Origin of the sequence: Kluyvera huaxiensis (assembly GCF_040149365.1) — a bacterium.
GTDB classification, from domain to species: domain Bacteria; phylum Pseudomonadota; class Gammaproteobacteria; order Enterobacterales; family Enterobacteriaceae; genus Kluyvera; species Kluyvera intermedia_A.
On the sequence record NZ_JBEFLV010000016.1, the window covers coordinates 79,760 to 103,406 of the forward strand.

At 55.6% G+C, this 23,647-nt stretch carries 19 protein-coding genes; 11 read left to right on the forward strand and 8 right to left on the reverse strand.

Annotation, left to right across the window (positions count from 1 at the left end):
• Window positions 1-7: 7 nt before the first annotated feature.
• Complete coding sequence (gene rpmE / locus ABOC97_RS16565) at window positions 8-220, forward strand: 50S ribosomal protein L31 (RefSeq protein WP_234507856.1); 213 nt, start codon at window positions 8-10, stop codon at window positions 218-220.
• A 291-nt stretch (window positions 221-511) separates the two neighbouring features.
• Here the strand turns inward: rpmE and ABOC97_RS16570 are convergent, their stop codons facing one another.
• Window positions 512-1,507: a LacI family DNA-binding transcriptional regulator gene (locus tag ABOC97_RS16570; RefSeq protein WP_349599813.1), complete on the reverse strand. Its 996-nt coding sequence runs from the start codon at window positions 1,505-1,507 to the stop codon at window positions 512-514.
• A gap of 231 nt (window positions 1,508-1,738) precedes the next feature.
• Here ABOC97_RS16570 and ABOC97_RS16575 point away from each other — a divergent pair, with 231 nt between their 5' ends.
• Together ABOC97_RS16575 and ABOC97_RS16580 are read left to right on the forward strand one after the other, a co-directional pair.
• Complete coding sequence (locus tag ABOC97_RS16575; protein ID WP_349599816.1) at window positions 1,739-2,980, forward strand: MFS transporter; 1,242 nt, start codon at window positions 1,739-1,741, stop codon at window positions 2,978-2,980.
• Window positions 2,981-2,996: 16 nt separating this feature from the next.
• The gene (locus tag ABOC97_RS16580; protein ID WP_349599819.1) at window positions 2,997-4,433 is read left to right on the forward strand and encodes a glycoside hydrolase family 32 protein; all 1,437 of its coding nucleotides are present in this window, start codon (window positions 2,997-2,999) and stop codon (window positions 4,431-4,433) included.
• A 139-nt stretch (window positions 4,434-4,572) separates the two neighbouring features.
• Here ABOC97_RS16580 and metJ read toward each other — a convergent pair whose 3' ends face one another.
• A complete protein-coding gene (gene metJ / locus ABOC97_RS16585; protein WP_349599822.1) occupies window positions 4,573-4,890 on the reverse strand; it encodes a met regulon transcriptional regulator MetJ in 318 nt (105 codons plus the stop codon).
• A gap of 259 nt (window positions 4,891-5,149) precedes the next feature.
• On the opposite strand from metJ, the gene metB reads away from it, so the two are divergent.
• Together metB and ABOC97_RS16595 are read left to right on the forward strand one after the other, a co-directional pair.
• On the forward strand, window positions 5,150-6,310 hold the full coding sequence (gene metB / locus ABOC97_RS16590; RefSeq protein ID WP_349599824.1) for a cystathionine gamma-synthase: 1,161 nt from the start codon (window positions 5,150-5,152) through the stop codon (window positions 6,308-6,310).
• A 2-nt stretch (window positions 6,311-6,312) separates the two neighbouring features.
• Window positions 6,313-8,745 (forward strand): bifunctional aspartate kinase/homoserine dehydrogenase II, encoded by a 2,433-nt coding sequence (locus ABOC97_RS16595; protein WP_349599827.1) that lies wholly within the window; start codon window positions 6,313-6,315, stop codon window positions 8,743-8,745.
• A gap of 53 nt (window positions 8,746-8,798) precedes the next feature.
• Here ABOC97_RS16595 and ABOC97_RS16600 read toward each other — a convergent pair whose 3' ends face one another.
• Window positions 8,799-9,170, reverse strand: coding sequence for a carboxymuconolactone decarboxylase family protein (locus tag ABOC97_RS16600; protein WP_349599830.1), 372 nt, complete (start codon window positions 9,168-9,170; stop codon window positions 8,799-8,801).
• Window positions 9,171-9,260: 90 nt separating this feature from the next.
• Here ABOC97_RS16600 and ABOC97_RS16605 point away from each other — a divergent pair, with 90 nt between their 5' ends.
• Complete coding sequence (locus ABOC97_RS16605; RefSeq protein WP_349599833.1) at window positions 9,261-10,145, forward strand: LysR family transcriptional regulator; 885 nt, start codon at window positions 9,261-9,263, stop codon at window positions 10,143-10,145.
• Here the strand turns inward: ABOC97_RS16605 and malI are convergent.
• Both malI and ABOC97_RS16615 read right to left on the reverse strand, forming a co-directional pair.
• Entirely contained in the window at window positions 10,142-11,158 is a 1,017-nt protein-coding gene (malI, locus tag ABOC97_RS16610; protein ID WP_349599836.1) for a Mal regulon transcriptional regulator MalI, read from the reverse strand. The two genes, ABOC97_RS16605 and malI, sit on opposite strands and share 4 nt — an antisense overlap.
• 89 nt (window positions 11,159-11,247) lie before the next feature.
• Window positions 11,248-12,747 carry a PTS transporter subunit EIIC gene (locus ABOC97_RS16615; RefSeq protein WP_052284233.1) on the reverse strand — a complete coding sequence of 500 codons (1,500 nt, stop codon included), beginning with the start codon at window positions 12,745-12,747 and terminating at the stop codon, window positions 11,248-11,250.
• A 409-nt stretch (window positions 12,748-13,156) separates the two neighbouring features.
• Between ABOC97_RS16615 and metF the strand changes: the two genes are divergently transcribed.
• The 3 genes from metF (at window position 13,157) to katG (ending at window position 17,490) form a co-directional block, all read left to right on the forward strand.
• Complete coding sequence (metF, locus tag ABOC97_RS16620) at window positions 13,157-14,041, forward strand: methylenetetrahydrofolate reductase (RefSeq protein WP_166517128.1); 885 nt, start codon at window positions 13,157-13,159, stop codon at window positions 14,039-14,041.
• 144 nt (window positions 14,042-14,185) lie between these two features.
• Window positions 14,186-15,097 (forward strand): DMT family transporter, encoded by a 912-nt coding sequence (locus ABOC97_RS16625; RefSeq protein WP_349599840.1) that lies wholly within the window; start codon window positions 14,186-14,188, stop codon window positions 15,095-15,097.
• A gap of 218 nt (window positions 15,098-15,315) precedes the next feature.
• The gene (gene katG, locus ABOC97_RS16630) at window positions 15,316-17,490 is read left to right on the forward strand and encodes a catalase/peroxidase HPI (protein WP_234507831.1); all 2,175 of its coding nucleotides are present in this window, start codon (window positions 15,316-15,318) and stop codon (window positions 17,488-17,490) included.
• A 66-nt stretch (window positions 17,491-17,556) separates the two neighbouring features.
• On the opposite strand, the gene gldA is transcribed toward katG, so the two are convergent.
• Genes gldA through ptsP form a run of 3 tightly spaced genes read right to left on the reverse strand, consistent with a single transcriptional unit; the run spans window position 17,557 to window position 21,847 of the window.
• Entirely contained in the window at window positions 17,557-18,660 is a 1,104-nt protein-coding gene (gldA, locus tag ABOC97_RS16635; RefSeq protein WP_349599843.1) for a bifunctional L-1,2-propanediol dehydrogenase/glycerol dehydrogenase, read from the reverse strand.
• 11 nt (window positions 18,661-18,671) lie between these two features.
• Window positions 18,672-19,334: a fructose-6-phosphate aldolase gene (fsa, locus tag ABOC97_RS16640; protein ID WP_349599846.1), complete on the reverse strand. Its 663-nt coding sequence runs from the start codon at window positions 19,332-19,334 to the stop codon at window positions 18,672-18,674.
• 11 nt (window positions 19,335-19,345) lie between these two features.
• Entirely contained in the window at window positions 19,346-21,847 is a 2,502-nt protein-coding gene (gene ptsP, locus ABOC97_RS16645; RefSeq protein ID WP_349599849.1) for a phosphoenolpyruvate--protein phosphotransferase, read from the reverse strand.
• 312 nt (window positions 21,848-22,159) lie between these two features.
• On the opposite strand from ptsP, the gene ABOC97_RS16650 reads away from it, so the two are divergent.
• The gene (locus ABOC97_RS16650; RefSeq protein ID WP_349599851.1) at window positions 22,160-23,239 is read left to right on the forward strand and encodes a PTS fructose transporter subunit EIIC; all 1,080 of its coding nucleotides are present in this window, start codon (window positions 22,160-22,162) and stop codon (window positions 23,237-23,239) included.
• A 17-nt stretch (window positions 23,240-23,256) separates the two neighbouring features.
• The gene (locus ABOC97_RS16655) at window positions 23,257-23,577 is read left to right on the forward strand and encodes a PTS fructose-like transporter subunit IIB (RefSeq protein ID WP_349599854.1); all 321 of its coding nucleotides are present in this window, start codon (window positions 23,257-23,259) and stop codon (window positions 23,575-23,577) included.
• Window positions 23,578-23,647 lie beyond the last annotated feature (70 nt).

Genomic DNA, 23,647 nt, shown 5'->3' on the forward strand with positions numbered 1-23,647 from the left:
TTTCCCCATGAAAAAAGATATCCATCCTAAATACGAAGAAATTACTGCATCTTGCTCTTGCGGTAACATCATGAAAATCCGCTCTACCGTAGGTCACGACCTGAACCTGGACGTGTGCGGTAAATGCCACCCGTTCTACACTGGCAAGCAGCGTGACGTTGCTACCGGTGGCCGTGTTGACCGCTTCAACAAGCGTTTCAGCATCCCAGGCAGCAAGTAAGTTGCCAAGCGAAAAAAGCGCCTCAGGGCGCTTTTTTTGTATCTGAATTTTGGCCCATCAGCTATTTTTCGTGATCTCCATCACAAAAATATTGCACAGTTTCCCAGATAAGCTTAATATTTGCCCATCAAATGACCTTAAAATAAATATGGGTAAAGGTGTGACTATGCTGACCGCAATCAAAAACGTTTTTGTTTCCTACCTGATCTCTATGTCTGAGCTGCATCCAGAAGTAACGCGTTTCTAATACGCTGAAAAATTGCAAAAAAACCGCTTAACCAAGCGGTTTTTTTATATCGATTCTCCGGGCAGCCACGGGCTGTCAACGCGAATAGTATCCCGGTGAGTATCGCCATTGATGATGTGCAGGGCACTCAATCGGCCAATCTCATAGTGAGGGAGCTGCACCGTCGAGAGTGGCGGCAGGAACAAATTTCCAATTCCCACCATATTGTCGTAGCCGAGCACGGCCACGTCCTCGGGGATCCGTAGCCCCTGCGCCAGCAGCGTCTGATAAACCATAAACGCGATGCGATCGTTGCCGCAGATAATCGAGTCAAACAGCGGTTTGCCCTGCGCTATCTGCTCCAGAACACGGGCGGGAATATCGCGATAGTGTTCGTCACCATACTCCATATAGACATGCGTCAGTGCATCAGGGTTAATGCCTGCTTCCCGACAGGCGCGTTCCAGGCCGCGACGGCGGCGGATGGTCGCCAGATGATTTTGTGGTAAATGCAGGCACAGCGGGCGAGAGTATCCCGCTGCCAGCAGGCCAGTAACCGCCTCATACTGCCCTTGTTCATCGTCCGGGATATAGCTCGCAATCGGATGGTGCAGACTTTCACAGTTTGCCAAAACGCACGGCAGAGTCAGGAGTTTGGCAGGCACCGGCACTTGCCGAAGCCCCATGGTGGTGTAAATGATTCCACCAGGGCGATGGGACAGTAGCAGGTCGACAATCGCTTCCGGGCTATCGTCAGAAAACATGTTCACTACGAAGCTGTTCCAGCCGTGGGCCCGCGCCGTTTCCTCTATGGAAAGCGTAATCTCGACCGAGAAAGGCGTAGTCACCGTATCTAACGCCAGCACGCCGATGGTTTTTGCCGTGTCGTGCGCGCCGCGAATTTTTTTTGCCGACAGATCGGGGACGTAATTAGTTTGGGCAATGGCAGACTGAACGCGCGCCAGCGTTTCCGGCTTAAGCTGCTCCGGGCTGTTCAGGGCGCGGGAAACCGTCATCAGGGAGACGTTCGCCAGCTTTGCCACATCTTTCAAGGATGCCATTTTTTTACTCCACCGTTGCCACTAAATAACTAACCCACTGATGTTAAAGGATAGCGCGCTATTCTAGCGCACTCTATGCCGTTGGCATGGTATCAAATAGTTGATCATGATCTTATTTTTATTATGTTAACGTTAACTTTTGTGATTAACATCGGATATCGCAGCAAATTCGCATGAGTTATGTTTTTTGTTAACGTTACCATTGCGAGGTTAATCCACGATGAGATTGCCATGATGAAAGAACATCAACCCCGCAGTTACCTGATACTCAGTGCTTTGCTGTTTTTCTTTTTTGTCACCTGGTCCTCTTCCGGCTCGCTGCTGTCTATCTGGCTTCATCAGGAGGTAGGGCTGAAACCCGGCGATACCGGGATTATTTATGCCGTGTTGTCGGTTTCAGCGCTATTTGCCCAAATTTGTTACGGCTTCATCCAGGACCGGCTGGGCCTGCGTAAAAATCTGCTCTGGTACATCACCGTTTTACTGATTCTCTCGGGGCCTGCGTTTCTGCTCTTTGGCTATCTGCTCAAACAAAATATCCTGCTCGGCAGTATTTTTGGCGGCATCTACATCGGTTTGACCTTCAACGGTGGGATCGGTGTGCTGGAGTCGTACACCGAGCGCGTTGCGCGGCAGACCCACTTTGAGTTTGGTAAAGCGCGGATGTGGGGATCGCTGGGGTGGGCCGTCGCGACCTTTTTTGCTGGCCTGCTCTTCAATATCAACCCCAAGTTTAACTTCGCGGTAGCGACCTGCTCAGGGCTGGTTTTTTTCGTGTTAATGGTACGCCTACGCATTGCAACCGATGAGCCAGGCAAGGTCGCCGAAGAGTCTGGCGGTAAAGTGAAGCTGGAAGACGCACTGCGTCTGCTGGTGTTGCCGCGCTTTTGGGCATTGGTATTTTTCGTGGTCGGTACCTGTATTTACAGTGTTTACGACCAGCAGTTCCCCGTCTACTTCTCTTCTCAGTTCCCGACGCTGCAGGAAGGCAATGCCATGTATGGCTACCTCAACTCATTCCAGGTATTCCTGGAGGCTGCGGGTATGTTCTGTGCGCCGTGGCTGGTTAATCGTATTGGCGCCAAAAATGGGCTGATTTTCGCCGGCATGGTGATGGCGCTGCGGATGGTGGCCTCCGGGCTGGTGGAAGGGCCGGTGCTTATTTCGATAACCAAACTGCTGCACGGCGTTGAACTGCCGGTGCTGCTGGTTTCCATTTTCAAATACAACAGTGCCCATTTCGATAAGCGGCTCTCTTCCACGCTGTATCTGGTGGGGTTTGCCTGCACCAGTTCGGTGATTGCCACCGTGCTGTCGCCGCTCGCAGGCTATAGCTATGAAAAATATGGCTTTGCCGAATCCTATCTGTTCATGGGGACGCTGGTGTTCTGCACCACCTTTATCTCCATTTTCCTCTTACGCGCCAGCAAGCCAGCCACCGGCTCGCTCCTGCCGCAATCTTCGGTTGTCTGAATAAAGAGTAATGACTATGACCTTCTCAATTGCCAAAGCTGAACAGGAACTGCAGACCCGACGTGAGGCGCTGAATCCGCGGTGGTATCCGCGCTATCACCTCGCGCCCCGGGCCGGATGGATGAATGATCCCAATGGTCTGGTCTGGTTCGATGGCTGGTATCACGCGTTTTATCAGCATCATCCCTACTCAACAAAATGGGGGCCGATGCACTGGGGGCATGCCCGCAGCCAGGATCTGGTGCACTGGGAACATCTGCCGGTGGCGCTTGCACCAGAAGGGCCTGAGGATAAAGACGGCTGCTTTTCCGGTTCAGCGGTGGTGGATGGCGATACGCTCGCACTAATCTACACCGGGCATAAATTTCATGGCGATCCCAGCAGTGATGACAATCTCTATCAGGTGCAGTGCCTGGCGACCAGCCGGGACGGCATCCACTTTGAACGCCAGGGACAGGTCATTGATACCCCTGCGGGTTTGCACCACTTCCGCGATCCGAAGGTCTGGCGCGAGGGGGATGATTGGTACCTGGTTGTCGGTTCGCGGGTTGGCGATACCGGTCAGGTTCGACTGTATCGTTCGCGTGACCTCCGGGATTGGCAGGATGAAGGGATCCTCGCCGAAGCAAAAGAGGGGATGGGCTTTATGTGGGAATGCCCGGACTTCTTTATGCTCGACGGCAAACGGGTATTGATGTTTTCGCCGCAGGGAATGGCGGCGGAGGGCTATCGCAATCGCAATCTTTTCCAGAGCGGCTATTTGGTTGGCGACTGGCAGCCAAGGCAGCCGTTTGTGCCTGACGGTGAATTTATCGAAATGGATCACGGCCATGATTTCTATGCGCCGCAGAGTTTCCTGACGCCGGATGGTCGACGGATTGTTATAGGCTGGCTGGATATGTGGGAATCACCGATGCCGGAACAACGTGATGGCTGGGCGGGAATGCTCTCCTTGCCGCGTGAAATCCGCCTGGGTGCTGACAATCGTTTAAGAATGACGCCCGCAGAAGAAGTCGCGACGCTACGTGGGAGTTATTACCCCTTGTTGGCGCAGCATTTAAAGAACCAATCTGCGCCGATTATCGACGATGCAGAGGCTATTGAGCTGGAACTGGTATGGGATACCGGCAACGCAAGCGCTGAATGCTACGGTATCGCGCTGGGGGATGGCTTACGAATCTATGTTGATGCGCAGGCGCAACGGCTGGTGCTGGAGCGCCGCTACCCTCAGCTGATGTTGGAGGGGAGCCGCAGCGTGCCGCTGCCTGCCACCGATCGTCTTTCATTGCGGATTTTTATCGACCGCTCTTCCGTTGAGGTCTTTGTTAATGACGGTGATGCTTGCTTGAGCAGCCGTATCTATCCGCAAGACGATCAGCGCCAGCTCTGCATGTTTGCCAACCATGGCACTGCAACGCTGAATTCTGGCGGCTACTGGCCTTTGGATAAATAACGAGGAAATAGTTAGGCATCGGGTGATGTGGTGGCGCAGTTTGTGGGCAGTCCAACTGCTACCGGAGTATGAGATAAAATAAGCTCACCCTGAAAACGAAAAAGCCGGGAAACGCAGGCGCTTCCCGGCTTTTATGGGATTAATATTCCCACGTCTCCGGGTCAATCCCCAGCTCACGCATAATCACTTTCGCTGCTTCTGGAATTTCATCGCTGCGCTCTTTACGCAGGTCTTCATCGTTAGGCAACGGTTGACCGGTAAAAGCATGCAGGAACGCTTCACACAGCAATTCGCTGTTGGTGGCGTGACGCAGGTTGTTGACCTGACGACGCGTGCGTTCATCGGTGAGGATCTTCAACACCTTCAGAGGAATGGAAACCGTAATTTTTTTTACTTGCTCACTCTTCTTACCGTGCTCAGCGTATGGGCTGATATATTCGCCGCTCCATTCAGCCATGAGATACCTTTAATCCTCTAGTCATTAGTTAACAGGCCGATTCACGACCATGATCGCGCGCAGTTTACCGTACAGGCCCCGTTCTGGCACGAGTTAAGCCTTCGCAGATGTGCGCTAATGCATATAATTTTAACGGCTATTTGCCAATAGCTCAATCTATACGCAAAGAAGTTTAGAAGTCTAGATGTATTGACGGCTATGTAAACTATGTTTACTCTGGGGTCTGACTTTTCACAGACCTTGCCAGGAACGAATCCTCATGACCCGTAAACAGGCCACCATAGCAGTGCGTAGCGGTTTAAATGACGACGAGCAGTATGGTTGTGTTGTCCCGCCTATCCACCTTTCCAGCACCTACAATTTTACCGGTTTTAATGAACCGCGTGCGCATGATTACTCTCGTCGCGGGAATCCGACGCGCGATGTCGTTCAGCGGGCGCTGGCCGAGCTGGAAGGGGGCGCAGGTGCCGTGATGACCAATACGGGGATGTCGGCGATTCACCTGGTGACTACCGTATTCCTGAAGCCGGGCGACCTGCTGGTGGCTCCGCATGACTGCTACGGCGGCAGCTACCGTCTGTTTGACAGCCTGGCAAAACGTGGCTGCTATCGCGTGCTGTTTGTCGATCAGGGCAATGAAGCGGCGCTGAAAGCGGCACTGGCGGAAAAACCGAAGCTGGTGTTAGTCGAAAGTCCAAGCAACCCGCTGCTGCGCGTGGTCGATATCGCCAAAATCTGCGAGCTGGCACGCGAGGCCGGAGCGGTGAGCGTGGTGGACAACACCTTCCTGAGCCCGGCGCTGCAAAATCCGCTGGCGTTAGGTGCTGACCTGGTGCTGCACTCCTGCACCAAATACCTGAACGGCCACTCCGACGTGGTCGCAGGCGTAGTGATTGCAAAAGATCCGGATACCGTCACAGAACTGGCATGGTGGGCGAATAATATCGGCGTCACCGGCAGCGCGTTCGACAGCTACCTTTTGCTGCGCGGCCTGCGTACGCTCTCTCCACGTATGGAAGTGGCGCAACGTAACGCTTATGCCATTGTCGACTTCCTGAAAACACAGCCGCTGGTGAAAAAGCTGTATCATCCTTCTCTGCCGGAAAACCAGGGGCATGAAATTGCCGCGCGTCAGCAGAAGGGTTTTGGTGCGATGCTGAGCTTTGAACTGGGTGGCGATGAGCAAACATTGCGTCGTTTCCTGAGCGGGCTGTCGCTGTTCACGCTGGCAGAATCGCTGGGTGGCGTAGAGAGCCTGATCTCTCATGCGGCCACCATGACGCACGCCGGTATGGCGCCAGAAGCGCGCGCCGCCGCAGGTATTTCTGAGACGCTATTGCGTATCTCAACCGGTATTGAAGATAGTGAAGACTTAATTGCCGATCTGGAAAATGGATTCCGGATCGCAGCCGAGGGGTAAACATGAGTGTGATTGCGCAGGCAGGGGCGAAAGAGCGTCAGCTGCATAAATTTGGTGGGAGTAGTCTGGCGGATGTGAAGTGTTACCTGCGCGTTGCCGGTATTATGGCCGAGTACTCGCAGCCCGGCGATATGATGGTGGTTTCCGCCGCCGGTAGCACCACCAACCAGCTGATCAACTGGCTGAAGCTCAGTCAGACCGATCGCCTCTCTGCGCATCAGGTTCAGCAGGCGCTGCGCCGCTATCAGTCGGATCTGATTAGCGGCCTGTTACCGGCAGACATTGCTGACGGCATGATTGCCGATTTTATCCACGACCTGGAGCGTTTGGCCGGGCTGCTGGATGCGGGCGTCAACGATGCAGTGTATGCGGAAGTGGTCGGCCACGGTGAAATATGGTCGGCGCGTCTGATGGCGGAAGTCCTGAAGTTACAAAATATTGACGCCGCCTGGCTCGACGCGCGCGCCTTCTTACGCGCAGAACGCAGCGCCCAGCCGCAGGTCGACGAAGGCTTGTCTTACCCGCTGTTGCAGCAACTGCTGGCTCAACATCCGGGTAAACGTCTGGTGGTCACCGGTTTTATCAGCCGTAGTAACGCTGGTGAAACCGTACTGCTGGGGCGTAACGGTTCTGACTACTCGGCCACGCAAATCGGTGCGCTGGCGGGTGTTTCCCGCGTGACCATCTGGAGCGACGTCGCCGGTGTTTACAGCGCCGACCCGCGTAAAGTCAAAGATGCCTGTCTGCTGCCGCTGCTGCGCCTGGACGAAGCCAGCGAGCTGGCGCGTCTGGCGGCACCGGTACTGCACACCCGTACGCTACAGCCGGTTTCCGGTAGCGACATCGACCTGCAATTACGCTGTAGCTACACGCCGGATCAAGGCTCAACGCGCATTGAGCGCGTGCTGGCCTCCGGTACCGGCGCACGCATCGTCACCAGCCACGACGACGTCTGCCTGATTGAGTTTCGCGTTCCTGCCAGCCAGGACTTTAAGCTGGCGTACAAAGAAATTGACCAGTTACTTAAGCGTGCGCAGATCCGCCCGCTGGCGGTGGGCATTCATGCCGATCACCAGTTGCTGCAGTTCTGCTACACCTCGGAAGTCGCCGACAGCGCGCTGAAAATTCTTGATGAAGCCGGTCTACCGGGCGAACTGCGCCTGCGTCAGGGGCTAGCGCTGGTGGCGATGGTTGGGGCGGGCGTCACCCGTAACCCGCTGCACTGCCACCGTTTCTGGCAGCAGCTGAAAGGCCAACCGGTTGAGTTCACCTGGCAGTCGGAAGAGGGCATCAGCCTGGTCGCCGTGTTGCGCGCAGGCCCAACCGAAAGTCTGATTCAGGGGCTGCACCAGTCGCTGTTCCGCGCGGAAAAACGCATTGGTCTGGTGCTGTTTGGCAAAGGCAATATCGGCTCCCGCTGGCTGGAGCTGTTTGCTCGCGAGCAGGGTACGCTCTCGGCGCGTACCGGTTTTGAATTTGTGCTGGCGGGGGTGGTGGATAGTCGCCGCAGCCTGCTGAGCTACGAAGGGCTTGATGCTAGCCGTGCGCTGGCCTTCTTCGATGATGAGGCGGTTGAACAGGATGAAGAATCATTATTCCTGTGGATGCGCGCCCACCCGTATGACGATTTAGTGGTGCTGGATATTACCGCCAGCGAACAGCTGGCCGATCAGTATCTGGATTTCGCCAGCCATGGTTTCCACGTAATCAGCGCCAACAAACTGGCCGGGGCCAGCAGCAGCGATAAATACCGTCAGATTCACGACGCGTTTGAAAAAACGGGCCGCCACTGGCTGTATAACGCCACCGTTGGTGCAGGCCTGCCGGTGAACCATACCGTGCGCGATCTTATCGACAGCGGCGATAGCATTCTGGCCATCAGCGGTATTTTCTCCGGTACACTTTCCTGGCTGTTCCTGCAGTTTGATGGCAGCGTGCCGTTCACCGATTTGGTCGATCAGGCGTGGCAGCAAGGGCTGACCGAACCGGACCCGCGCGTTGACCTTTCCGGTAAAGACGTGATGCGTAAACTGGTGATTCTGGCGCGCGAAGCGGGCTACGACATCGAGCCGGATCAGGTGCGCGTTGAGTCTCTGGTTCCTGCGCACTGTGAAGATGGCTCCATCGACCATTTCTTTGAAAACGGTGATGAGCTCAACGAGCAAATGCTCCAGCGTCTGGAAGCGGCTCAGGAAATGGGACTGGTGCTGCGCTACGTGGCGCGTTTTGACGCCAACGGCAAAGCGCGTGTTGGCGTGGAAGCCGTGCGTCAAGAGCATCCGCTGGCGGCATTACTGCCGTGCGATAACGTGTTTGCTATCGAAAGCCGCTGGTATCGCGATAACCCGTTGGTTATCCGTGGGCCGGGTGCCGGTCGCGATGTTACCGCCGGGGCAATTCAGTCGGATATCAACCGTCTGGCGCAGCTGCTGTAATTCTCCTCTTCTTATCCGGCCTGCACATCATCCGCAGGCCGGATAAGCGCTTTCTACTGCTTTGCAAACACCTCTTTCGCCGCAAACAGCCCGTTCAATGCGGCTGGGAATCCGGCGTAAACCGCCATTTGCATAATCACTTCGATAATTTCTTCCTGGGTTAACCCCACGTGCAGCGCGGCGGCAATATGCACCTTGAGCTGCGGTGTCGCGGTGCCCATCGCGGTGAGCGCGGCGACGGTGGCAATTTCACGGCTGCGTAAATCCAGACCCGGACGCGCGTAAATATCACCAAACGGAAACTCCAGCAGATAGCGCGCAAAGTCCGGAGCAATATCTTTTAAGCTTTCGACGACCGCATCGCCGCCTTTGCCATCAACCTGTTGCAACATTTTCTGACCGGTAATAAAGCGTTCTGAAGGCATGGTTCGTTCCTCGTTGATAGGGGGGAATGGCGTGAGGATAGGGCGCGCAGATAGCTTTGGATAATACCGATTCCGTGATACCTTTTAGGTATGACTACTTCCGCACTTCACTCTCTGGATATTCGTCTGCTGCGCTACTTCGCCGTGGTGGCGGAGGAGAACAACATGAGCCGCGCTGCGCAGCGACTGTTTATGTCGCAGCCTCCGCTCAGCCGCCATATTCGCCAGCTCGAAGAACGGCTGGGGCTGACGCTATTTGTTCGCCATACCAAAGGGTTGATGCTCACCGATGAAGGGCTGCGGGTGCTGGAGATTATTCGCCCGCTGCTGGCGCAGCAGGATAAAACCTACGCCGCGCTCGGCAAGCTCGCGCAAACTGGCACACAGTCGCTGCGTTTGGGGTTGACCACGGCCTTTGAACAGGGCGTGTTTATGGCGCTGGAACAGCATCTTGCAGTGCGAATTGAGGCATTGAATATTGTGCGCCACGGTTCGCCGGAGCTGGCGCGTCAGGTACGGCGGGGGAAACTGGACGTGGCGCTGGTGGCGTTGCCGCTGGAGAGCGCAGGCTTAACCGTGATCCCGCTGGCTTTGCAGGAGCCGCTGATTGCCGCGTTGCCTGCCCACTGGCCGGAGGCTGACGTCGATTCGCTGGCGTTAAGCGCACTTAACGCAAGGCCGCTGTTTTGGTTTCAGCGTCAGCGTAATCCGGCATTCTTTGACTACACGCGGGATATCTTTCGCCAGGCGGGTTACGCGCCAACCTGTATTGAAGAGCCGCTGGAGCACGACGTGCTGCTGGCGCGCATTGCCCGTGGCGATGGATTGAGCCTGTTTCCGGCGTCATTTGCCGCGATACAGCGGCAGGGCGTGGTTTTTCGTCCGCTCAGTAGCGGTACGCTATGTATCCAATCAGGGTTAGTGATGCTGGCAGAGAACGAATCACGTTTGCGCTGGCTGGCAGACCTGATTTAAGCCGATTCGCGCGCTATCAACTGCCCGGAAAGCGTGATGGACTGGCTTTGTAGCGCCGGCTCTTTGAGTTTACGGATAATCAGCGTCGCCGCCTGGCGACCGGTCTCTTCGCTGGCCGAGGAGACATAGCTGAACGCCGGTGACGTGAGGTTAATGTGCAGCATATCCTCAAAGCCAATCAGCGCCACCTGCTGGGTCAGAAACACGTCTTTCCCCACGGTGCGACCCACTTTATGAATCCCATCAATACAGCCGATCATCGCATCCGGTGAATGGCACAGCACGGCGGTGATGGCGTTATTGTTTTCCAACAGCTGACGCGTCGCGAGGCTGGCTGCGTGGGTATCATCGCCGCAGGCCGGGGTGAACTCTTCACGCGGCGTAATGCCGTAGCGGGTGAGGGTGTTGCGAAAACCCTCCAGTCGCTGCTGGCGAATCAGGTTGTTGTTCTGCCCGCCCAGATAGGCGATGTAACGATGTCCGCGCTCGATAAGATAACGAGTGGCAAGGCTTGCCGCCTGTTGGTTATCGCGCAGCACCAGGTTGCAGGCTTCTTTGATCGGTGATTGCGACACCACCACCAACGGCAGTGGGCACTGGCGTATTTGCGCCGGAAGCGTGTCGCGGTTTACATCCGATGCCAGATAAATAACCCCGGCGACGCCCTGTTGTTTAAACGACAGCAGGCAGCGTTCAAGATGTTCATGTTCGTTGAGCGGCTGACCAAGAAAAACCATAAAGCCCTGCGACTCCAGCTCCTGAACAATGCTGGCCATCACTTTGATGGAGAAGCTGTCGCTAAAGTCTCTTAAGATCAGGCCAATCAGATTGGAGGTGTTGGCGCGAAGGTTAGCGGCGGCAATATTGTGAACATAGCCCAGCTCATTGATGGCAGCCTGCACTTTTTCGATAGTCGCATCGGAGATTTTGCCTTTCTGGCGAAGCACCAGCGACACGGTAGAGACCGAGACGCCTGCCCTTTTTGCGACATCAATTATGCTGACCTTCTTCAAAATCGCTCCCTGAGCCGTCTCACCAATCCACAAAAAACAAGAAGGTTCCCATCAGGGACGGGAACCTTCAACCGCCTCTAATCTTATGATTATTTGCCAATCATCGTCGACATGGTTTGCGCGATAAATTGCGCTCGCGCGCCAAATATCACCTGAATACCGTTATCGCCGACGAAAACAACACCGCGTGCGCCGATATTATTCAAACCGTCCTTATCCACCGCTTTTTTGTCTTCAACCTCAAGACGCAGTCGCGTGATGCAGGAACCCACGGAAGCGATGTTTTGCTCGCCGCCCAGCAGGCCGATGATATCGGTGGCCAGCTCGGTGTCACTCTTGTCATTGGCGGTTACCGTGGTTTCCGTGCGGCCCGGCGTTTTGACGTCGAAACGGCGGATCACAAAGCGGAAGGTGAAGTAGTAAATCAGCCCCATCGGCACGCCAACGATAATGGCGTTGAGGAAGTTGGTCTGATAACCGTTAAACGACGGCAGGATACCGAACGAGATGTAGTCGATAAGCCCGGCGGAGAACGACTTGGCAATGTGCGCATGCAGCAGGTACATCACCATGTAAGAGAGGCCAGCCATAATGGCGTTAAAGACGTAGAGAATCGGCGCGACAAAGATAAAGGTGAACTCTACCGGCTCGGTGATCCCCGTCAGGAAGCAGGTCAGCGCGGCGGAGAACAGAATACCGGCAGCGATTTTCTTATTCTTGGTATGCGCTTCGTGGTACATCGCCAGACAGGCAGCAGGCAGCGCGAACAGCATCAGCGGGAATTCCCCCTGCATGAACTTACCGGCGTCCTGGTAGGTATCGCTGCTAAAGGATTTCACTCCCTCTTCCAGCATTTTGAACCAGATAGTCTGGTCGCCATGAATGACCTGGCCTGCATGGGTGGTGTAATCGCCAAACGAGTACCAGAACGACGGGTACCAGATATGGTGAAGCCCTAGCGGGATCAGCGCACGTTCAACCAGGCCGAAGATAAAGGTCGACGCCGCCTGATTATCACCGTTGATGATAACCGACAGCGCATCGATGCCCGCCTGAATATGCTGCCAGATGTACGGCAGAATCAGCCCGAGCACAAACGACAGCAGGGCGGTAGCGATGGCGACAAAGCGCTTGCCGGAGAAGAAGCCGAGGAACTCCGGCAGCTGCATTTTATGGAAGCGGTTATAGCACCAGGCGGCAAGGATACCGCAGATCAGGCCGCCAAAGACGCCCATCTGCAGCGTTGGAATACCAACCACCATCGCGTATTTCCCGCCTTGCCCCGCCATTTCAGGGGTAATGCTGAGAACCGTACTGATGGTGATGTTGGTGACAAAGACCGAAACGGCCGCTGATAGCGCGGCGATTCCGGACTCAGAAGCCAGCCCAACCGCGGAACCGATAGCGAACAGCATCGGCAGGTTGTCGAAAATAATCCCGCCTGCGTTCATCATCAGCGGCAGATGAAATTTATCCCCGAACGCCAACAGCAGACCGGCCGCAGGCAGCAGCGAGATTGGCAGCATCAGCGCGCGACCAATCATCGACAGTTTAGAAAGCGATTTAATAACACTCGATATCAGACTCATACTGATTTCCCCCGAATAGCCGCCTCTGCGCGCGTGCTTTTCTTAACCCTGTTTATAGTGAGTATAACGTTTTAGTAGAACGTTCTACTTATCGTGAAACAACCCATTAACGTCTGCAATAGAATTTTGGTGCAGACCGACGATGTTTAAGGAATATGCGATGTACATCGCAATTTTAATTGCGTATAAAAAGTGAGGTTGTTAGCAAAATGGAGTGCAGGGAGTTGACGGTAAATGGCGTAATGCGCGGGCAGATGAATTAATTTCACCTTCGCTGAGTATTACTCACTTTTTAAACCGATCTTTCTATTGACGCCCGTCGCCTTTTGCGGCATTTTTACATCCAGACGTCTAAACGGATAGATGTTCACAACACAACAATAATGACACGCGATTGATGAGGTAAGGTATGAGCTTTTTTCACGCCAACCAGCGGGAAGCGCTGAACCAGAGTCTGGCCGAAGTTGGGCAGATTAACGTTTCCTTTGAGTTTTTCCCGCCGCGCACCAGTGAAATGGAGCAAACCCTGTGGAACTCTATCGATCGCCTAAGCAGCCTGAAGCCGAAATTTGTTTCGGTAACTTACGGCGCAAATTCCGGTGAACGCGACCGTACGCACAGCATTATTAAAGGCATTAAAGACCGTACCGGTCTGGAAGCCGTGCCGCACCTGACCTGCATTGACGCCAGCCGTGATGAACTGCGCGCTATCGCCCAGGACTACTGGAACAATGGCATTCGCCACATTGTGGCCCTGCGTGGCGATCTGCCGCCGGGCAGCGGCAAGCCGGACATGTATGCTGCCGACCTGGTGACGCTGCTAAAAGACGTCGCGGATTTTGATATCTCCGTTGCCGCTTATCCGGAAGTGCATCCGGAAGCGAAAAGCGCTCAGGCCGACCTGCTCAACCTGAAACGTAAAGTGGACGCCGGGGCAAACCGCGCGATCACCCAGTTCTTCTTCGATGTCGAAAGCTACCTGCGTTTTCGCGACCGCTGCGTGACCGCTGGTATCGATGTTGAAATTATCCCCGGTATTCTGCCGGTATCGAACTTCAAGCAGGCGAAGAAATTTGCCGACATGACCAATGTGCGCATTCCTTCCTGGATGTCGCAGATGTTCAACGGTCTGGATGATGATGCCGAAACCCGCAAGCTGGTGGGTGCTAATATCGCCATGGATATGGTGAAAATTCTCAGCCGTGAAGGGGTGAAAGATTTCCACTTCTACACCCTGAACCGCGCGGAAATGAGCTATGCCATCTGCCATACGCTGGGTGTACGCCCGGCGTAATCATCTGCCGGAGGGTATCCGGCCAGCAATATTGAACTGCCCGGCAAACGATATGCCAGCGGACAATTCCGGACAAAAGCCCTGTTTGTACAGGGCTTTTGCGCAGTATAGTAACGGTCATCACATCACTGTTACGGACCCACCATGTCTACCGAAGGGAAAAGCAATCCGCTGGCGCTTGTCGGCCTGCTCGCGCTGACGCTTATCTGGAGCTACAGCTGGATTGCGATGAAACAGGTGACGCTCTACATTGGCGCCTTCGACTTCACTGCACTTCGCTGTATTTTTGGCGCAATTTTGTTGTTTATCGTGTTATTTCTTCGCGGTCGCGGTATGCGACCTACGCCCTTTGGCTACACGCTGGCTATCGCCTTACTGCAAACCTGCGGCATGATTGGGCTCGCCCAGTGGGCGCTGATGAGCGGCGGTGCGGGCAAGGTGGCTATCCTCACCTACACCATGCCGTTTTGGGTGGTGATTATGGCGGCGCTGTTTCTCGGCGAACGCATGCGTCGGCTGCAATATGGCGCGATTGGCGTGGCGGCGGTGGGGCTATGTTTGGTTATGCAGCCGTGGCAGCTTGACCTGACTTCGCTGAAAAGCGCGCTGCTGGCGATTCTCTCCGGCATCAGTTGGGGGGCGAGCGCGATTGTCGCTAAACGCCTGTATCAGCGCCACCCAGGGCTCGATCTGCTGGCGCTGACCAGTTGGCAAATGCTCTATGCTGCGCTGGTGATGAGCGTGGTGGCGCTACTGGTGCCACAACGACCTATCGACTGGCAGCCGGGCGTCTTCTGGGCGTTAGGCTATAGCGCTATCCTGGCGACGGCATTGGCCTGGAGTCTCTGGCTATATGTTCTGCGTAATCTTCCCGCTAGCATTGCTAGCCTGAGTACGCTGGCCGTACCGGTCTTTGGCGTACTGTTTTCCTGGTGGCTATTAGGTGAAAAGCCAGGCAGCCTGGAAAGCTGCGGTATTGTGCTGATTGTCTGCGCATTGGCGATTGTTAGCCTTAAAAAGCGGGCTTCTCAGCTACGCAGCACCGCTGAGGATTAAGTAATTCCTTACATTTTTCGTGGGTTATTATCAATTTTCCCTATCGATCACAGTAGATTACCGCGCAATATGTAAGGATAAGGCTGACCTGCGCAGAAATTCCTCTCTGACAAGGGAAAAATAAGAGGAATTAACTATCAAATCCGTGGGCCATTTCAGCTATAACTTATCAGCAGGGGTGTATATCTTAATGATAAATACTGTAAGGGAGCATAGTGATGAGCACGCCAGACGATACCCAGAACGCAGGTAAATGTCCTTTCCACCACGGTGGTGGGCACGATCAGAGCGCAGGCGCTGGCACCAGTAGCAAAGACTGGTGGCCGAAGCAGCTCCGCGTCGATCTTCTTAATCAGCATTCCAATCGATCCAACCCGCTGGGTGAGGATTTCGATTACCGCAAAGAATTCAGCAAACTGGACTACTCCGCGTTAAAAGGTGATATCCGCGCGTTGTTAACCGATTCCCAATCCTGGTGGCCAGCCGACTGGGGCAGCTACGTAGGGTTGTTTATCCGCATGGCATGGCACGGTGCGGGCACCTACCGTTCACTGGATGGTCGTGGTGGCGCTGGCCGTGGTCAGCAACGTTTCGCCCCGCTGAACTCCTGGCCGGACAACGTGAGCCTGGATAAGGCGCGCCGTCTGCTGTGGCCAATCAAACAAAAATACGGCCAGAAAATTTCCTGGGCTGACCTGTATATCCTCGCGGGTAACGTGGCGCTGGAAAACTCCGGCTTCCGTACCTTCGGCTTCGGTGCCGGTCGTGAAGATGTGTGGGAGCCGGATCTGGACGTCAACTGGGGCGATGAAAAAGCCTGGCTGGCGCACCGAGACCCAGAAGAGCTGGCGAAACGTCCGCTAGCAGCTACTGAAATGGGCCTCATCTACGTGAACCCGGAAGGGCCAAACGCCAGCGGTGAACCGCTGTCAGCGGCGGCGGCGATTCGCGCCACCTTCGGTAACATGGGGATGGACGACGAAGAGACCGTAGCGCTGATCGCTGGTGGTCATACATTGGGTAAAACCCACGGCGCGGCGGAAGCTACGCATGTTGGGGCTGACCCGGAAGCTGCGCCAATTGAGTCGCAGGGCCTCGGCTGGGCAAACAGCTTCGGCAGCGGCGCTGGCGCGGACGCCATTACCTCTGGTTTGGAAGTGGTCTGGACACAGACGCCAACCCAGTGGAGCAACTACTTCTTCGAGAACCTGTTCAAATACGAATGGGTGCAGACCCGCAGCCCGGCTGGCGCAATCCAGTTCGAAGCGGTTGATGCACCGGACCTGATCCCCGATCCGTTCGACCCGTCGAAAAAACGTAAACCAACCATGTTGGTGACTGACCTGACGCTGCGCTTCGATCCGGACTTCGAGAAGATTTCTCGTCGTTTCCTTAACGACCCGCAGGCCTTTAACGAAGCTTTTGCCCGCGCGTGGTTCAAACTGACCCACCGTGATATGGGGCCAAAAGCGCGCTACATCGGCCCGGAAGTACCAAAAGAAGATCTGATTTGGCAGGATCCGCTGCCGCATCCGTTCTTCCAGCCATCCGCTGATGATATCGAAAGCCTGAAGGCTGAGATTGCGGCTTCTGGCTTGACCGTAAGCGAGTTGGTTTCCGTGGCCTGGGCTTCGGCTTCCACCTTCCGCGGCGGTGACAAACGCGGCGGCGCGAACGGCGCTCGTCTGGCGCTGGCTCCGCAGAGAGGCTGGGACGTTAACGCCACGGCGGCGCGTGTTCTGCCGGTGCTGGAAGGCATCTATAAGTCGGCGCACAAAGCATCACTGGCCGATATCATCGTGCTGGCAGGCGTTGTTGGCGTCGAGAAGGCGGCGCAGGCGGCTGGCGTGAACATCAAGGTGCCATTTGCTCCGGGCCGCGTAGATGCGCGTCAGGATCAGACCGATATCGAGATGTTTGAACTGCTCAAACCGATTGCCGATGGTTTCCGTAACTATCGCGCAGCACCGGGCGAAGCGACGACCGAATCTCTGTTGATTGATAAAGCACAGCTGTTGACGCTGACTGCACCGGAAATGACGGTGTTGGTAGGCGGTCTGCGCGTGCTGGGCGCGAACTTTGATGAAAGCCAGCACGGTGTTCTGACCGACAACGTGGGCGTACTCAGCACCGATTTCTTTAGCAATCTGCTGGATATGCGCACCGAGTGGAAAGCGACCGATGCCTCTTCAGAGCTGTTCGAAGGCCGCGATCGCGCCAGTGGTGAAGTGAAATACACCGCGACTCGTGCTGATCTGGTCTTCGGCTCCAACGCCGTACTGCGCGCGCTGGCGGAAGTTTATGCTTCCAGCGATGCGAAAGAGAAGTTTGTGAAAGACTTCGTGGCGGCTTGGGTAAAAGTGATGAACCTGGATCGTTTTGACCTGCTGTAAGGGTTAAAACGAGATAAAAAAATCCCCGCGAATGCGGGGATTTTTGTTTGTGCGGTGAGGGGAAAATTATTCCCACTCGTGCAGGAAACGCTGCCCATACTGGTCGGCAACCAGCAGCGCCGCGTAAACGCGGTCAGGATCGGCGCCGCCAGGCATGTTGTGAATAGTTTCACCTTCCGCGCAGGCGGCTTCCGCCACCAGACGCATTTTCGCCGGGATATCCTCTTTGATATCCAGCTGTGCCAGGGTAATTGGCAAGCCAACGCTGTGGCACAGTGCGGCAACGGTTTCAATCTCTTCTACCGAAGCGTTTTCCAGAACCAGCTGAGTCAGCGTACCAAACGCGACTTTTTCGCCGTGATAGAAGTGGTGTGCGTCCGGGATTGCCGTCATGCCGTTGTGAATAGCATGCGCCGCTGCCAGACCGCCGCTTTCAAAACCAACGCCGCTCAGGTAGGTGTTGGCCTCGATAATACGCTCCAGTGCCGGGGTGACCACGTGCTGCTCGGCGGCCAGCATCGCTTTTTCGCCTTCTTCAATCAGCGTGTTGTAGCACAGTTCCGCTAACGCTAGCGCGGCCTGAGTGCATTGGCCTCCGGCCATGGTGGTGGCTCCGCTGCGCGAGCAAGCGCGAGCTTCAAACCAGGTGGCCAGCGCATCGCCAATCCCGGCAGCCAGCAGACGGGCTGGGGCACCGGCAACAATTTTGGTGTCGACGATAACCATGTTTGGGTTATGCGGCAGCATCAGGTAGCGATCAAATTCGCCGTCATCGGTATAGAGCACGGAGAGCGCGCTGCAAGGGGCATCGGTGGAAGCGATGGTCGGCACAATGGCGACCGGCAGATTCATAAAATGGGCCAGCGCTTTGGCGGTATCCAGCGTTTTCCCACCGCCGATGCCTAAAATGGCGCTGCATTTGGCGCTATTCGCCACATCCTGCAGACGGTTGATTTCGTTTTGCGAACATTCGCCGCCAAACGGGGCGATTTCGACCGACAGGCCCGCGCCGGTCAGGCTTTTGCGCAGTTTCTCTTCAGCAAATCCCAGCACAAACTTGTCGCCGACGACCAGCCAGCTGTTAGCCATTGGCGTGAGGTAATCGCCAAGACGCGTGATGACGTCGGCGCCCTGAATATACTTACCTGGTGATTGAATAATGCGATCCATACATTTCTCCCCTACAGGTTTAGATTTCCGAATGCGTTTTTCCAGTCTTGCTCGAACTTCTCTATAGCTGACTCTACCGCGGGCGTGCCGAGCATTTGTTGCGCTACATCTAAAGGAAGGGTGATGGCTTCACATCCTGTTAATAAACAGTCCAGCGCCTGGCGAGGCGTTTTAAAGCTGGCCGCCAGGACTTTGCTGTCAGGTGCGTGCAGTTCCAGCAGAGACTGCAGCTCCTGTACCATGCGAATACCGTCGCCGCCCTGGGCATCAACGCGGTTGACGTAAGGGGCTACGTACTTCGCGCCGGCGAGTGCTGCCAGTAAGCCCTGTGAGGCGCTGTATACGGCGGTGCCCAGTGTGGTAATTCCCTCTTTTTTAAGCTGTTTGATTGCCGCCAGCCCTTCTGCTGTCACCGGAACCTTGACCACAATGCCGGGAATAGCGTCATGGAGTTTGCGGGCGTCGGCGACCATGCCGTCGGCATCGCGGCTCATGGTCTGGGCAAACAGCGTGCCGTTTTCACCGATGACGTGTTTCAGGCGCGGCAGCACATCCCAGATAGACTCGCGGCTGGCGGCGATAATGCTCGGGTTGGTGGTCACACCGGCAATCGGGAAAATACGGGCCAGACGTTCAACTTCCTGCACATTAGCGGTATCCAGATACAGTTCCATGTTATTTCCTCTTAAAGTTCCAGTTCGTGTTGCAGCAGGCTGGCAATGGCGTCGGTAGAGTCGGCGTTAACCAGTGAGTTGCGGAATTCGGCATGCATGATGCGACGCGCCAGGCGCGAGAAAATGCGCATGTGCTGATCGCCAGCGGCATGTTTGTTGAGCGTCAGCATAATAATGAACTGCGCTTCTTCATCGCCCCAGGCGACGGGGGCGGGCAGCCGGGCAACGCTGATGGTCGATTGTTCGATATGTTCGGACTTGCTGTGCGGAATGGCAAAGCTAAAGCCCAGCCCGGTGGAGAACACCGCTTCACGCGCCCATAAATCGGCTTCCAGCTTGCGCGGGTAGCGGCAGCGCCCTGCGAGCAGCAGGTTATCGGTCATTCCTTTGATCACCTCTTCTTTGCTGCGCCAGTCGTTATCCAGCGAGATGCAGCGCGGGGTAATCAGCGGTGCGTCCTGTTGACTCATGCGGAACTGGGCCAGCAGATGCTCTACTTCAAGTGAGGTGCGACAGGCCATGGCCTGGTTGAGTAACTGGCGGCAGGCGCGGCTGTCGAGCTGCGCCAGACGAGCTTTGGTTGCGGGAATCGACGGTGCGCTCATGCTGATTTCATCCAGCCCCAGGCCCACCAACAGCGGCAGCACCGAGCCTTTTGCTCCCAGTTCGCCGCACAGGCCAATCCATTTCCCCTGACGGTGCACCGCCTGCACGGCGAAATCGAGTGCGCGCAGGAAGGCCGGGTTCAGGCTGTTGTAATGGCGGGTCACCTTGGCGTTGTCACGGTCCACCGCCAGCAGGTATTGCGTCAGGTCATTGCTACCGATGCTAAAGAAATCAATCTCTTCGCAGCACTGGTCGATGATAAACATCACCGACGGCACTTCCAGCATGATGCCCAGCGGAATGCGCTCATCAAACGCCACGTGCTCGCTGCGGAGCTGCTGTTTGGCTTCGGCCACTTTCTCTTTAACCCAGAGGATCTCTTCCATTGAGGAGATCATCGGGATCATTATTTTCAGGCTGCCGTGCGCCGAGGCGCGCAGGACTGCCCGTAGCTGAGTGGTGAAAAGCTGCGAGTACTCTTCATAAATACGTACCGCGCGGTAGCCGAGGAACGGATTGTTTTCTGCCGGAATATTGAGGTAGTCCACCGGCTTGTCGCCGCCGATATCCATGGTTCGGATAATAATGCTGCGCCCGTCAGCGGATTCCAGCGCCTGACAAAAAATGTTGTACAGCTCGCTTTCACTTGGCTCGCTGGTGCGATCCATATAGAGCATTTCAGTGCGGAACAGACCTACCGCTTCTGCACCGTTGCCAAACGCCGTCTGGGATTCCACTGAATGAGCAATATTGGCGGCCACCTCAAGGCGAATGCCATCGGCGCTGCGCGCTTCTTTGTGTAGCCACTCGCTTTGCTGCTCACGAATCGCCGCTTGCACGCGCGCCTCTTGCTGGTAATAGCGGGTAACGGCTTCGGTTGGCGCAACAACCACCGCACCGGCGTTACCGTCGAGATAGACTGTCTGATTCTGCCACGGCGTAAGTGCTGAAATATCCACGCCTACAAGCGTCGGAATATTAAAGGAGCGGGCGAGGATGACGGTATGTGAGGTCGTCCCGCCGCTTTCCAACAGCAGACCTTTGAGCAGCGTTTTATCCAGCTCAAGAAACTGGCTTGGGGTTAACTCTTCGGCGACGCAGATAGACGGCTGAGTGAGCTGTCCTGGCGCCGGAAAGCGCTGCTCGCCATAAATATGCTGTAGCAGCTGGAAGCCCACGTCGCGCATATCAAGCGCGCGTTCCTGCAAATAGCTGCTGCTGGAGCGGGCAAATTCGTCGCAGAAATGACGGGTACTCTCGATGACGGCTTGTGCGCAGCTTAGGCCGCCGTTCACACCGGCCAACAAATGCTGGCGCAGCGTGGTGTCGGTGGCCAGCGAGCGGTGCGCTTCAAGAATCGCGCTGGCGGTACTGTCGTTTTCCAGCAGGCGCAGCTCCAGCGTTTTGACCAGCATGGTTAAGCCGCTATCGAGAGCGGATTGCTCGTGCTCCGGGTTTTTTGCTGGCGGCAGTTCGCCGAGGTTGTTGAAGTCCAGTGCGGCAAGAGGCGTTAGCACACCGCCTGCGCTGCCGCTACAGACCGACTGAGCGCGAAAAATCGTGGGGTTTAAACGGGTTAAGGATTCTGGCAGCGCCTCTTGCTCTACGCTGGCCGCCTGTGCCAACGGAGCGTCGCACAGCGGGAATTCTTCCTTGAGCCATACGGCGAGGTGTTGATGGGCGGCTTGCTCATCAGCACCGCTTATCAGCAGCTGGCAGCTATCGCCCGCCAGCGTGTCGGTGCCGATAATCGCCAGCGCGCTTTTAGCGTTGCCCTTACGGTTCGTACGCAGGTTATGCCATTCAATCTCGCAGCTAAACGTGTTGCACAGCGTTTCGACATGGCTGGCAGGACGGGCGTGCACGCCATTCGGTAATTCGCAGACAAATTCAACAACCAACGTCATAACCCTATCTCCCAAATCATTCGATATGGGTAACAGAATAGGGGGCTTGTTATCGGCACGGCTATCTGACATTTATGTCAAAAACTGGACAAATGTATGGTTCACTAGAAAATGCGAGCGACCTCACACGTTGCATTCTCTGCTTATAAAGACGCAGTTAATACCAACTTTAGAGGTCGCTCGCATTTTTCTGCTGACATTACAAAAATCCAGTAAATGCACTTTTTGTCCACTGTCTGTCCCGCCGCCAATTGCCTATTGTTTGCCACAACACCTTAATAGACATGGGCTCATAAAGCCCAGGAGCGACTGATGAAAGAATTAGTGCAAATACTCAGAAATACCCGTCAGCATTTGATGACGGGGGTGTCGCACATGATCCCGTTTGTCGTAGCAGGGGGTATCTTACTGGCGGTCTCCGTCATGCTGTACGGAAAGGGCGCTGTCCCGGATGCCGCCACCGATCCCAACCTGAAAAAGCTGTTCGATATTGGCGTCGCGGGCCTGACGCTGATGGTTCCATTCCTCGCCGCCTACATTGGCTACTCCATCGCCGAGCGCTCCGCGCTGGCACCCTGCGCGATTGGCGCGTGGGTGGGCAATAGCTTCGGTGCCGGCTTCTTTGGCGCTCTGATCGCCGGGATTATCGGCGGTATCGTCGTCTACTATCTGAAGAAAATCCCGGTGCATAAAGTCCTGCGCTCGGTGATGCCGATTTTCGTTATCCCGATTATCGGCACGCTGATTACCGCAGGCATCATGATGTGGGGGCTGGGGGAGCCGGTCGGCATGCTGACCAGCGGCCTGACCCACTGGCTGCAAGGGATGCAAGCCGGCAGCATCGTGGTGCTGGCGGTGATTATGGGGCTGATGCTGGCGTTCGATATGGGCGGCCCGGTGAATAAAGTGGCCTACGCCTTCATGCTGATCTGCGTCTCTCAGGGTGTTTATACCGTGGTGGCAATCGCCGCCGTGGGTATCTGCGTGCCGCCGCTGGGGCTGGGATTAGCCACGCTGATTAATCGTAAAAACTTCAACAACGAAGAGCGCGAAGCCGGGAAAGCCGCGTTGGTGATGGGCTGCGTCGGCGTGACCGAAGGGGCGATTCCCTTCGCCGCCGCTGACCCGCTGCGTGTGATCCCATCCATTATGCTGGGCTCGGTGTGCGGTGCCGTGACCGCCGCGCTGATGGGGGCACAGTGCTACGCCGGATGGGGCGGTTTGATTGTCCTGCCGGTGGTGGAAGGCAAGTTGGGTTATCTGTTGGCAATCGTCGTGGGTGCGGTGGTGACCGCCGTGAGCGTCAACCTGCTGAAAAGTCTGGCGCGGAAGAACAAAAAAGTGGCCGTCGAAAAAGAAGACGACCTGGATCTGGATTTCGAAATTAACTGATTAAGAAGGTGAAGATTATGACCAATATTATTGCGGTAACGGCTTGTCCTTCCGGCGTGGCACATACCTATATGGCAGCGGAAGCGCTGGAGAGCGCGGCAAAATCGAAAGGCTGGCACGTCAAGGTCGAAACGCAGGGGTCGATTGGTCAGGAAAATGAGCTGACGGCAAGCGACGTGGCGGCCGCTGACATGGTGATTCTGACCAAAGATATCGGCATCAAGTTTGAAGAGCGTTTCGCGGGCAAAACGATTGTGCGGGTAAATATTAGCGATGCGGTTAAACGTGCCGACGCTATTATGAATAAGATTGAGGCACACTTATCGCAGAGCGCTTAAGACGAGCTTCGATATCATCAACATACATTACAGGTGGGCGCGAAATAGATTATTTGCGCCCGCCTACGTG

Coding starts and splice junctions, on each gene's coding strand:
- rpmE (WP_234507856.1), top strand. CDS start 8: ATGAAAAAAGATATCCATCCTAAATACGAAGAAATTACTGCATCTTGC.
- ABOC97_RS16570 (WP_349599813.1), bottom strand. CDS start 1,507: ATGGCATCCTTGAAAGATGTGGCAAAGCTGGCGAACGTCTCCCTGATG.
- ABOC97_RS16575 (WP_349599816.1), top strand. CDS start 1,739: ATGATGAAAGAACATCAACCCCGCAGTTACCTGATACTCAGTGCTTTG.
- ABOC97_RS16580 (WP_349599819.1), top strand. CDS start 2,997: ATGACCTTCTCAATTGCCAAAGCTGAACAGGAACTGCAGACCCGACGT.
- metJ (WP_349599822.1), bottom strand. CDS start 4,890: ATGGCTGAATGGAGCGGCGAATATATCAGCCCATACGCTGAGCACGGT.
- metB (WP_349599824.1), top strand. CDS start 5,150: ATGACCCGTAAACAGGCCACCATAGCAGTGCGTAGCGGTTTAAATGAC.
- ABOC97_RS16595 (WP_349599827.1), top strand. CDS start 6,313: ATGAGTGTGATTGCGCAGGCAGGGGCGAAAGAGCGTCAGCTGCATAAA.
- ABOC97_RS16600 (WP_349599830.1), bottom strand. CDS start 9,170: ATGCCTTCAGAACGCTTTATTACCGGTCAGAAAATGTTGCAACAGGTT.
- ABOC97_RS16605 (WP_349599833.1), top strand. CDS start 9,261: ATGACTACTTCCGCACTTCACTCTCTGGATATTCGTCTGCTGCGCTAC.
- ABOC97_RS16615 (WP_052284233.1), bottom strand. CDS start 12,747: ATGAGTCTGATATCGAGTGTTATTAAATCGCTTTCTAAACTGTCGATG.
- metF (WP_166517128.1), top strand. CDS start 13,157: ATGAGCTTTTTTCACGCCAACCAGCGGGAAGCGCTGAACCAGAGTCTG.
- ABOC97_RS16625 (WP_349599840.1), top strand. CDS start 14,186: ATGTCTACCGAAGGGAAAAGCAATCCGCTGGCGCTTGTCGGCCTGCTC.
- katG (WP_234507831.1), top strand. CDS start 15,316: ATGAGCACGCCAGACGATACCCAGAACGCAGGTAAATGTCCTTTCCAC.
- gldA (WP_349599843.1), bottom strand. CDS start 18,660: ATGGATCGCATTATTCAATCACCAGGTAAGTATATTCAGGGCGCCGAC.
- fsa (WP_349599846.1), bottom strand. CDS start 19,334: ATGGAACTGTATCTGGATACCGCTAATGTGCAGGAAGTTGAACGTCTG.
- ptsP (WP_349599849.1), bottom strand. CDS start 21,847: ATGACGTTGGTTGTTGAATTTGTCTGCGAATTACCGAATGGCGTGCAC.
- ABOC97_RS16650 (WP_349599851.1), top strand. CDS start 22,160: ATGAAAGAATTAGTGCAAATACTCAGAAATACCCGTCAGCATTTGATG.
- ABOC97_RS16655 (WP_349599854.1), top strand. CDS start 23,257: ATGACCAATATTATTGCGGTAACGGCTTGTCCTTCCGGCGTGGCACAT.